Annotated in this window: 10 protein-coding genes; 9 read left to right on the top strand and 1 reads right to left on the bottom strand. The window is 65.7% G+C overall.

Features of this window, described 5'->3' with window-relative positions; all coding sequences use genetic code 11:
• Positions 1-184 precede the first annotated feature (184 nt).
• A complete protein-coding gene (locus tag ACR9ZJ_RS17350; protein ID WP_481288458.1) occupies positions 185-2,611 on the bottom strand; it encodes a TonB-dependent receptor plug domain-containing protein in 2,427 nt (808 codons plus the stop codon).
• 458 nt (positions 2,612-3,069) lie between these two features.
• Between ACR9ZJ_RS17350 and ACR9ZJ_RS17345 the strand changes: the two genes are divergently transcribed.
• The 9 genes from ACR9ZJ_RS17345 to ACR9ZJ_RS17305 all read left to right on the top strand — a co-directional run.
• Positions 3,070-3,378 carry an FmdB family zinc ribbon protein gene (locus ACR9ZJ_RS17345; RefSeq protein ID WP_481288457.1) on the top strand — a complete coding sequence of 103 codons (309 nt, stop codon included), beginning with the start codon at positions 3,070-3,072 and terminating at the stop codon, positions 3,376-3,378.
• A gap of 140 nt (positions 3,379-3,518) precedes the next feature.
• Positions 3,519-4,061, top strand: a complete 543-nt coding sequence (locus tag ACR9ZJ_RS17340) for a DUF3011 domain-containing protein (RefSeq protein WP_481282628.1) — start codon at positions 3,519-3,521, stop codon at positions 4,059-4,061.
• A gap of 98 nt (positions 4,062-4,159) precedes the next feature.
• Positions 4,160-5,932 carry an aspartate--tRNA ligase gene (aspS, locus tag ACR9ZJ_RS17335; protein ID WP_481288456.1) on the top strand — a complete coding sequence of 591 codons (1,773 nt, stop codon included), beginning with the start codon at positions 4,160-4,162 and terminating at the stop codon, positions 5,930-5,932.
• Positions 5,933-5,946: 14 nt separating this feature from the next.
• Complete coding sequence (locus ACR9ZJ_RS17330) at positions 5,947-6,573, top strand: alpha/beta fold hydrolase (RefSeq protein ID WP_481282630.1); 627 nt, start codon at positions 5,947-5,949, stop codon at positions 6,571-6,573.
• 65 nt (positions 6,574-6,638) lie between these two features.
• The gene (locus tag ACR9ZJ_RS17325; protein ID WP_481288455.1) at positions 6,639-7,388 is read left to right on the top strand and encodes a YebC/PmpR family DNA-binding transcriptional regulator; all 750 of its coding nucleotides are present in this window, start codon (positions 6,639-6,641) and stop codon (positions 7,386-7,388) included.
• 43 nt (positions 7,389-7,431) lie between these two features.
• On the top strand, positions 7,432-7,953 hold the full coding sequence (ruvC, locus tag ACR9ZJ_RS17320) for a crossover junction endodeoxyribonuclease RuvC (protein WP_481282632.1): 522 nt from the start codon (positions 7,432-7,434) through the stop codon (positions 7,951-7,953).
• Positions 7,950-8,546, top strand: a complete 597-nt coding sequence (ruvA, locus tag ACR9ZJ_RS17315) for a Holliday junction branch migration protein RuvA (RefSeq protein ID WP_481288454.1) — start codon at positions 7,950-7,952, stop codon at positions 8,544-8,546. The genes ruvC and ruvA overlap by 4 nt, the downstream gene beginning before the upstream one ends.
• 2 nt (positions 8,547-8,548) lie before the next feature.
• The gene (locus ACR9ZJ_RS17310; protein WP_481282634.1) at positions 8,549-10,450 is read left to right on the top strand and encodes a potassium transporter Kup; all 1,902 of its coding nucleotides are present in this window, start codon (positions 8,549-8,551) and stop codon (positions 10,448-10,450) included.
• A 197-nt stretch (positions 10,451-10,647) separates the two neighbouring features.
• Positions 10,648-11,007, top strand: a 360-nt coding sequence (locus ACR9ZJ_RS17305; protein WP_481288453.1) for a hypothetical protein, incomplete at its 3' end; no start/stop codon positions are given.

Here is an 11,007-nt window from a genome sequence, read left to right as displayed (position 1 = left end):
CCACCAGGCACTCGATGCCTGGTGGGAGCCAACCCTGCTGGTGCCGGGAGCCGCCCTTATTGAAGGTGGGAGCCGACCCTGTCGGCGATGCTTCGTGCCTCGTGAGAGCCGACTTGTCGGCGATGCTTCGCGCCTTGTGGGAGCCGACTTGTCGGCGATGCTCTCCCCTCCCGCCACCCCTCCGTCAGAACCGAAAGCCCACCTTGGCGTAGTAGTACCGCCCGTTGAACCCGAACGGTGACAGCGCCGAATACTGCAATCCGCTGAAATAATCCTCGCCGCTGTTGGTCGGCTTCACCCGCTGCGGATACTGGTTGGTGACGTTGTCCACGCCGAGGGTGAAATTCCACTGGTCGATCGTGTACCCGCCGGAAAGATTCAGCAGCCACCTTGCGGGAAAGACCTGGTCGGTCGTGGGATCGGCATTCACACGGGTTACGGAGCCATAGCGGGTCAGGTCCGCATGCGCGTTGAATCCATCGAGCGTCCAATCCGCCCCGAACAGGAATTTCGTGCGTGGCGTGGCCTTGGTCAGGATGCCCTGGCTGGAACGGCCGAACAGTTCGATCGGTCCGGATGAATTGGCCTGGAGCACGGCTGGCGTCTCGCCCACCGAGAGCACTTTCACCTTGTTGTAGTTGCCACTGGCCAACAGGTTGAACTGGCCGAACGCCGTCGTCGGGATGCGGTAGTTCAGCACGAGGTCGGCGCCGCGTGTGCGCGTGGTGGCGGAGTTGGCGAAGTACTGCACCGCGGTCACCTGCTGGCCCGGCACCACGCTGTTGAAGTACGCCGCGAGTAGCGGATCGGTGAGGCTGATGGTGTCGGAGTAGAGGATCTGGTTCCAGATGCGGATCTGGTAGATGTCGAGCGTGGCGCTGAAGTCGGCGGTCGGTTCCCACACGGCACCGATGCCGTAGTTGGCGGATTTCTCCGGTTTCAACGGTTTGGAACCGAGTGCGATGGCCGCGGGATCGGACGTGCGGTAGGTGCCGGTCTGTGCGAGCTGTCCCGTGCTGGGATCGATGATCGTCACCACCGACTGGTAGTTCTGCTGCGCGAGCGACGGTGCGCGGAACCCGTTCGAGATCGTGCCGCGCAGGGCGAACGTGGGCGTGAACTGGTAGCGCGCCGACAGCTTGCCCGAACGCGTCGAGCCCGCGTCGCTGTAGTGCTCGTAGCGGCCGGCGACACCGGCGGAAAACTTGTCCGTGACGTCGGTTTCGAGATCGACATAGGCCGCTTCGCTGTGTCGCGTGAAGCTGCCCGCGGCGGCGGGCGAGAGTCCGGGGAAGACCTGCGCGCCACCCGCGTAAGGTGTGTCGGTGCCGGGAATCAAGGTGCCCTGGTTGAAGTAGTAGGACTCAGGATCGCCCGCGTCGATCTGGTACTTCTCCTTGCGATACTCGGCGCCGAAGGCGAGGGTGAGTGGATTGGGCAGCCAGCCCACGCTGAAGTCCTTGCCGATATCGACGTTCGCCAATGCCTGCGAGTTCTTGAACGTTCCGGCGTTGAAGTACGTGGGTGATGCGCCGGTGGAGTAGAACAGGTTGGTGTTGACGCTGTTCTGCACGTCGAAGACGAGATCGTTGATGCCGTAGTTGCCCGATGCATCCCAGCGCCATCCGCCGTCCGTCACGCCCTTCACGCCGAGCACGGCGGTGGAGTCGTTGGTGTGGTTGACGATCTGCGGGAGGAAGCCGTTGGGGTAGATCTCCGGCACGTTCCGCGCGTTGGTCGCGCCGCGGTAATAGCCGTTCGAGGTGACGTCGCGGCGGCTCAGGCTGAGATAGCCGTAGAGGTCGACATTGCGCGCCAGCTCGTACTGGAAGTTGGTCAGCGCCTGATAGGTCTTCACCGCCGGATCGCCGTAACGCTGGTGGGCGACATTGCCGTCGGCGGCTTCTTCCGGCGTGAACAGGCTTACCGGCGAGGCGCGGTTCGTGTTCATCGAGTTCTGGTAGCTCCAGGCCAGGCGCAGCCAGCCCTTCGCGTCCGCACCCTTGCCACCGAGGTCGACGCCGACCGAGCCATCGATGCCGTTGGTCTCGCCGTCGCCCTTGTCCATGATGCCGTAGTTGGCGTTGATGGAGTTCTTGCCGGGTCCCGCGCCGTGCTTCAGCACGATGTTGATGACGCCGGCGATGGCATCGGAGCCGTATTGCGCGGCGGCACCGTCGCGGAGAACTTCGATGTGGTCGATCGCCGAGATCGGGATCGAATTGAGGTCGGCCGGTGCCGCGCCGCGACCCACGGAGTTGTTGTAGTTGACCAGGGCGGACGTGTGGTAGCGCTTGCCGTCCACGAGCACGAGCGTCGCGTCGGGCGATAGGCCGCGCAGGCTGGCCGGCCGCACGGCGTCGTTGCCGTCGTTGATCGCCGGGCGCGGGAAATCGAGCGAAGGCAGCAGGCGGCCGAGGGCCGTGGCGAGATCGGTACTTCCCGTGGACGTGAGATCCTTCGGTGACAGCACGTCGATGGGCGAGAGCGAGTTCGCCTCGGTGCGCGTGGTGCTGCGCGTGCCGGTCACCACCACCTGGTCGAGTTGCCGGGCCTCCTTGGTATCCGGCGGCGGCGCCGCGTCCTGGGCGTGACCGGGCGTCACGATCATGAGGCCGAGGGCGGGTAGCCAGAGGCTGGCCGACGGCTTGCGTCGTAGGGTCTTACCTGTCGTCATCGATGGTCCCCAAGGCGAGCTACGGCACGCGGAGCGGGAGTGCCCCGCGGACGCGGTTCAAGGCCGCGTTGGGATGACGCTATGCATGCTTGCTGCGGTGCGTCAACACATTCGTCATGAATGCGCCATCGTGGGGAAACAATGGCGTGCTAGGCCGCATTTTTACGGGCTTGGCATGGAACTGGCTTCTCCAGCCATTTTGGTGCAATGCAAAATGCCTCGGGCGCTTTCGCGGGTTGGATCGCCGACAGGGTCGGCTCCCACCAGGCCTGGGTATGAGGTCTGGCGAGCTTCTGGTGGGAACCGACCCTGTCGGCGATGAGCGCCACAAGGAATTGAAAAACCGGCCCTCACCCCGATAATGCCGGCCTGATAACGAGAGACCCCGCCCCATGCCCATCTACGAATTCCAGTGCCAGGCCTGTGGCCACCGCTTCGAGCGCTTGCAGAAGATCGCCGATGCCGATCCCTCCGCCTGCCCCAGCTGCGGCGAGCCCCGGGTGGGCCGCCTGTTGAGCGCACCCCAGTTCCGCCTCGCCGGCGGTGGCTGGTACGAGACCGATTTCAAGAAGGACGGCGATAAAAAGCGGAACCTGGCCGAAGGTTCTTCCGGGGCGCCTGCCGAGGCGGCGTCTGCGCCGGCTCCCGCGCCGGCTCCCGCCGCCACCCCTTCGGCGGACGCCAAGCCGTCCGGCGGCTGAGGCAGGGGTGCCGCCGCTCATGCGGCCGGATAGTCACCGAGGCAGGTCCTTACGCCGAGCCAGGGCGTTTTCTTACGGTCCGTTCAAACATGGTTGCGGATCCCTCCGATAATTTTGCGTCACACACATCGGAGGTAGGTATGAAACGCATCCTTGGACTGGTCGCCATGCTCGCGCTCGGCGTGGGCCTGTCATTGACTCCGCACGTGGCGCACGCCCAGCGCGGCGGCGACACGGTCAATTGCTACAGCGACAACGGACGCCGTTCCTACTGCCGGGTGCCCTGGCGCGACGCGCGCCTGGTCCGCCAGGATTCCCAGACCGCCTGCATCCGCGGCCGCACCTGGGGCATGGACCGTGGTGGCCTGTGGGTCGACGACGGTTGCCGGGGCATCTTCCAGGAAGCCGGTGGCTGGGGCGGCGGACGTCCGGGCTGGGACGACGACGGCCGTCCGGGCTGGGGTGGCGGTGGACGCCCGGGTTACGGCGGTGGCGGCCAGATCGTTTCCTGTGACAGCGAAGACAACAAGCGTGTGTTCTGCCACTGGCCGATCGGACGGGGCGCTCGCCTGGTCGAGCAGACCTCCAAGAGCGACTGCCGCGAAGGCTACACCTACGGCTTCACCCGCGATGGCATCTGGGCCGATCGTGGCTGTCGAGGCAAGTTCGACATCGGCCGCTAAGGCCTCCGCCCGCGCTTGAGAGACCCCGGCTCGTGGTACGATCCGGGGTCTTTTCCCACGCTATTGACCGCCTTTGCGGTAGCCGGAGCTTCAAGCGCATGCGCACCCATTATTGCGGACTCATCGACGAGTCGCTGATCGGCCAGGACGTCACCCTTTGCGGCTGGGTGGACACGCTTCGTCTGCAAAGCCATGTGGCCTTCGTCGACCTGCGCGACCACGAGGGCATCGCCCAGGTGGTGATCGAACGCGATAACGCGGAGGCGTTCGCCGTCGCTGGTGAACTGGGCTACGAGTTCGTCATTCGCGTCACCGGGCAGATCCGCAAACGCCTGTCGGCCAACGACAAGCTGAAGACGGGAACGGTCGAGCTGATCGCCGACAAGGTCGAGATCCTCAACGCCGCGCGCGACCTGCCGTTCGCGCTGCACGAGTCGCCGAACGAGGACATGCGGATGACCTACCGCTACCTCGACCTGCGCCGCCCCGAGATGCAGAAGATGATGCGCACGCGCACCGCGCTGGTGCGCGAGTTGCGCCGCTATCTCGACGCCGCCGGCTTCCAGGACATCGAGACGCCGATCCTCACCAAGGCCACGCCGGAAGGCGCGCGCGATTACCTGGTGCCGAGCCGCGTGCATCCGGGCCAGTTCTATGCACTGCCGCAGTCGCCGCAGCTGTTCAAGCAGATCCTGATGATGGCCGGGTTCGACCGCTATTATCAGATCGCCCGTTGCTTCCGCGACGAGGACCTGCGCGCCGACCGCCAGCCGGAGTTCACCCAGCTCGACCTCGAGTTCGCCTTCGTCGAAGAGCGCGACGTCCAGGACTTCGTCGAGAACCTGATCCGCCACGTGTTCCGTGAAGTGCGTCATGTGGAACTCGACGCCGTGTTCCCGCGCATGACGTACGAAGAGGCGATGCGCCGCTTCGGTTCCGACAAGCCCGACCTGCGCATTCCGCTGGAACTGGTCGACATCGCCGAGGCCGTGAAGCACGTCGAGTTCAAGGTCTTCTCCGGACCGGCCAACGATCCCGCCGGCCGGGTCGCCGCGTTGCGCGTGCCGGGCGCCGCCGTCCTGTCGCGCAAGGAGATCGACGGTCTCACCGATTACGCCGCCAAGTACGGCGCGAAGGGCCTGGCCTGGTTGAAGGTCGACGACCTCGGCAAGGGCCGCGACGGCATCAATTCCCCGGTGGCGAAGTTCCTGGACGACACCGCGTTGGAGCAGGTGCTGAAACTCACCGGCGCCGCCACGGGCGACATCGTCTTCTTCGGCGCCGGCGCCTGGAAGACGGTCACCGACTTCATGGGCGCGTTGCGCATCAAGCTGGGTCGCGACCGTGGCCTGGTCGAGAACACGTGGAAGCCGCTGTGGGTCACGGATTTCCCGATGTTCGAGTACGACGAGGAGGAAAAGCGCTTCGTCGCGCTCCACCATCCGTTCACCGCGCCGAAGGTCGACGACATCGCCGACCTTCGCGCCAACGCGGCCATCGCGGTCAGCCGCGGCTACGACATGGTGCTCAACGGCAATGAAATCGGTGGCGGCTCGATCCGTATCCACCGTCCGGAAATGCAGAGCGCGGTGTTCGACCTGCTCGGCATCGGCGCGGCCGAGGCGGAAGCCAAGTTCGGCTTCCTGCTCAAGGCGCTGCGCATGGGCGCGCCGCCGCATGGCGGCCTTGCCTTCGGCATCGACCGCATCGCGGCGCTCATGGCCGGCACGGAATCGATCCGCGACGTCATCGCCTTCCCGAAGACCACCAGCGCACAGGATCTCATGACCGATGCCCCCTCGCCGGTGTCCGAGCCGCAGTTGAAGGAACTGCACGTCCGCGTCGCCGCCGCGGAGGCGCTGAAGGCCTGACCCTGAACGCGCCGATGACCCCGCCGCCGCCCGAGGTCCTGCTGTTGCATGGCCTGTGGATGCGTGGGTTCGCCATGGCGATGCTGCATCGGCGGCTGCGCGAGGAAGGTTTCCGGGTTCACCAGTTCGAGTACATGAGTGTCGCGGCGCCGCCGGAGCAGGCGATCGCACGGCTGCGCAAGCGCATCCGTGGCCTCGGTCCTGGTCCGGTACACGTCGTGGGGCACAGCCTTGGCGGCATCCTGGCCCTGCTGGCCTGCCGCGACGACGATTTGCCGGATGGCCGCATCGTCTGCCTCGGTTCCCCGCTCAACGGCAGCGGCGCCGCGCGGGGGCTCACGCATCGCTGGGGCGGCGACATGCTGCTCGGCCGCTCCAAGGAGCTGCTGGAGCATGGGTTGGACCGCTGGGACGGGTGTCGCGAGGTCGGCATGATCGCCGGGAGGATGCCGGTCGGCCTGGGCGCTTTCGTAGGCGAGCTGGGTGCCGAGCACGATGGCTCGGTGGGCGTGGAGGAAACCCGGCTGCCCGGCCTCACCGACCATTGCGTATTGGAAACCAGCCATACCGGCATGCTCGTATCGGCCGACGTCGCCCGCCAGGTGGTGGCCTTCCTGCGCGAAGGCCGGTTCGACGGTTGACCCGTCCGGAGCGCACTTCCGTTAGAATCGCGCCCTCGTCCGTCCGGTAAGTCCAGGAATCGAACATGGGTAGAGGCCCGTCCATCGAAGGTCGCAAGAACGCCGAAGACGCCAAGCGCGCCAAGGTGTTCACCAAGCTGATCCGCGAAATCACCATCGCCACGCGTGGCGGCGTGCCCGATCCCAACGGGAACCCGCGCCTGCGCGCCGCCGTCGACAAGGCGCTCGCGGCGAACATGACCAAGGACACCATCGAGCGCGCCATCAAGCGCGGCTCGGGTGCCGAGGGCGGCGCCGACATGCACGAGATCCGCTACGAAGGCTACGGGCCGGCGGGTACCGCGTTGATCATCGATTGCGTGACGGACAACCAGGTCCGCACGGTGGCCGACGTGCGCGCGGCGCTCAACAAGCTCGGCGGCAACATGGGCACCACCAATTCGGTGGCCTTCCAGTTCACCCGCGTGGGCCAGGTCGTGGTGCATACCGGCGGCGATGCCGACGTCGAATCGAAACTGGAAGAAGCGGCGATCGAGAACAACGCCGAAGACATCGTCATCGAGAACGGTGTCGGCACGGTGTTGCTGGCGTCCGATCCCATCGCCGTCGAGGCCATGCGCAAGGCGCTGGTCGCGGCTGGCTTCGAGGTCGAGAGTTCCGACGTGGTGATGCGGCCGAACGGTCCACTGGTCACGCCCACCGGCGAGGCCCTGGAGCAATTCGAGAAGCTGCTCGAACGCCTGAACGCGCTCGACGACGTGGACGAGGTCTACCACAACGCCGTGCTGCCGGCCCACGACGCGGACGAGGCTTGAGGCCTTACCGGCCCCTTACCGTCTTGCGCGTAGCATCGCTGCCATGACCCGCATCCTCGGCATCGATCCGGGCAGCCAGCGTACCGGCGTCGGCGTCATCGACGTATCGGACAGCGGCGCGCTCACCCATGTATGGCATGGCGCCCTGGTGATAGGCGGGGAGGCGAGCTTCCCGCTGCGCCTGAAACGCATATTTGACGAGCTCTGCGGCATCATCGGCACGCACGGTCCGGCGGAAGCCGCGATCGAGCGCGTGTTCATGGCGCGCAATGCGGACTCGGCCCTCAAGCTCGGCCAGGCACGCGGCGCCGCCGTGTGTGCCGTGGTCAGCCAGGGAATCGTCGTGCACGAGTACGCCGCGACCGAAGTGAAACAGGCGGTGGTCGGTACCGGCCGCGCCGACAAGACCCAGGTCCAGCACATGATCGGGATCATCCTCGGCATCAAGGGCCCGCTGCAGGCGGACGCCGCCGATGCCCTGGCGATCGCCATCGCCCATGCGCATACGCGTTCCAGCCTCGAGCGCGTGGGCATCCCCCGCACGGCATGGAGACGTCGCCGATGATCGGTCGCCTGCGCGGCACCCTGGTGAGCAAGCAGCCACCGTCGCTACTCATCGAAGTGGGAGGCGTCGGCTACGAGGTCGACGCACCCATGTCGACCATCTACGACCTGCCCGGCACGGGCAAGGAAGTGGTCCTGCTCACCCATTACGCGGTGAAGGAAGACGGCGTGGCCCTCTACGGCTTCCTGCGCGAAGCCGAGCGAGCCATGTTCCGCAACCTGCTCAAGGTAAGCGGCATCGGCGCGAAGATCGCGCTGGCGGTACTGTCCGGCGTGGCCACCGACGATCTGTCGCGGCTGGTCCATGCGGGTGACGTGGTGGCCCTGACCAAGATCCCGGGCATCGGCAAGAAGACCGCCGAACGCATGGTGGTGGAACTGCGCGATCGCGTGGACGCGGTGGGCGTGCGCCTCCCGGTCAGCACGCTGGGTGAGGTCGTGCCGGCCGATCCGGTCGGCGAAGCCACCGTCGCCCTGCAACAACTCGGCTACAAGCCGGTGGAAGCATCCCGGCTCGTTCAAAAAGCCGCCGCCGAAGGCGATTCCGCCGAGGCCATCATCCGCAAGGCGCTGCGAGCGGCGCTCGGAGGTTGAGAGTGAAAACGGAAAACCCCGCCGAAGATATCCAGCACGCCCACGGCCGCCGCATCGGTGCCCTGGCGCTGGGTGCCATCGGCATCGTCTTCGGCGACATCGGCACCAGTCCGCTGTACGCCATGAAGGAGACCCTGGGCACGCACGGCATGACACCGCATCCAACGGCGGTGCTCGGCGTCCTCTCGCTGATCTTCTGGTCGCTGATCATGGTGGTGTCGCTGAAATACGTGACCTTCGTGATGCGAGCGGACAACAAGGGCGAGGGCGGCATCATGGCGCTGATGGCCCTGGCCCAGCGCAGCGTCAGCGGCTCGCCCAGGGCCCGCTGGGTGCTGGCGGCGATCGGCATCTTCGGTGCCTCGCTGTTCTATGGCGATGGTGTCATCACACCGGCGATCTCGGTGCTGTCGGCCGTCGAAGGCCTGGAAATCGCCGCGCCGCAGCTCGACACCTACGTGCTGCCCATCTGCCTGGTCATCATCATCATCCTCTTCGCGGTGCAGCGGCACGGCACCAATTTCGTCGGCAAGGCCTTCGCGCCGGTGATGGTGGTCTGGTTCCTGGTGCTCGCCGGGCTGGGCCTGCGCCAGCTCGTCGCCCATCCCCAGGTGCTGGTCGCACTGAACCCGTGGTACGCGGTGACGTTCTTCCTCGAGCACGGCAAGCAGGCCTTCATCGCCCTGGGTGGCGTGGTGCTGGCGCTGACCGGCGCGGAAGCCCTGTATGCGGACATGGGACACTTCGGCAAGAAGCCGATCCGCCTGGCCTGGTTCGCCTTCGTGCTGCCGGCGCTGTTGATCAACTATTTCGGGCAGGGCGCGCTGCTGCTGCACGACCAGACGGCGATCGAAAACCCGTTCTACAAGATGGTGCCGGAAGACTGGCTCTATCCCATGGTCGCGCTGTCGACGATGTCCGCCATCATCGCCTCGCAGGCGGTGATCTCCGGCGCCTTCTCGATGACTCGCGAGGCGATGTCGCTGGGTTACTCGCCGCGCATGGCGGTGGTGCATACCTCGCATGAGATGTCCGGGCAGATCTTCGTGCCCTGGGTGAACCGCCTGTTGCTGGTGCTGGTCTTCCTGGCCGTGATCGGCTTCCGGTCGTCGAACAACCTCGGCGCGGCATACGGCATCGCCGTGACCGGCACGATGACGATGACGACCTTGCTGGCACTGGTCGTCGCCCGCCGCCGCTGGCATTGGCACTGGTCGGCCGTCATCACCGTGGGCGTGATCTTCCTGATCGTCGATATCTCGTTCTTCGGCGCCAACGCGCTGAAGATCGCCCATGGCGGCTGGTTCCCGCTGGTGCTGGGCGTGGTGATCTTCACCATGATGACGACGTGGCGGCGGGGCAGGGAGCTGGTGGTCCGCGAGATCAAGCAATCCGGCCTGGCCCTCGAACCCTTCGTCGCCAATATCGCCGATCACCCGCCGCTCATCGTTCCTGGCACCGCCGTGTTCCTCACGGCGAACCAGAACTCGGTGCCGCACGCCATGCTGCACAACCTGAAGCACAACAAGGTGCTGCACGAGCGCAACGTCCTGCTGACGGTGGAAATGCTCGAGACGCCCGTGGCGGATTACGAAGAGCGCATGGAAGTGATCGAGTACGGCAACGGCTTCTATGGGCTGCAGCTGCGCTACGGTTTCGCCGAAGACCCGAACATCCCGCTGTCGCTATCCCGCGCGAGTACGCTGGGCCTCGACTTCGACATGATGGACACCACGTTCTTCCTGTCGCGCGAAACCATCGTGGCCGACGTCCGCCGACCCGGCATGGCGTTGTGGCGAGACAAGCTGTTCGCCTTCCTCGCGCGCAACGCGATGCCGGCGACGGCGTTCTTCCAGATTCCGGGCAACCGGTTGATCGAGTTGGGCGCGCAGGTGGAGATTTGACGTTCGGCCGCGAAAGAGTCGCTGGGGTGATTTGACTGCCGGCGCCATGCTGGCGCCGCTGCGCCTACCGGCGAAGTGCTGGATATGCGAAATGCCCGGCGGCTGGCAAAGGGTCGTGTGGATCGGTTCACCGTATTCGACAAGGCGTACGCATCGGTCGCCGATATTCGCCCCATCTCCGCTATGAGCCGATTTCCGTGAACGGTACGATCCTCGATGGATTGCCATTGGTTGAAGCGACAACGGCGGGAGGATTGAAGGACGGCCGGTGGAGCGGGCTATCGCGATCATGGGAAGTTGCCGGCCTCGGCTTTGTCCAGCTCAGTGAGTCCGAATACCGTGAGAGCGGGGGATCGATCACTTTGGTTAAGGAATGGGTTAACGCGGACGTCAATGAGCATGCCGCCACCATCAAGACGTCGCGTGATGGCGATGGAACCACCCAGGTCTCCCTCGGTTGGGTGACCGACAGCACCGTTTTCCGCCTGGATCTGCAACCGGTCGATGGCGACGCCTTGCAGGAGAACCAGGAGGCACTGCTGGCGATGGCGCGGGCC

The organism is Luteibacter sp. KNZ12-1A (assembly GCF_056755675.1).
This window is presented reverse-complemented; position numbering and strand designations above follow the sequence as displayed.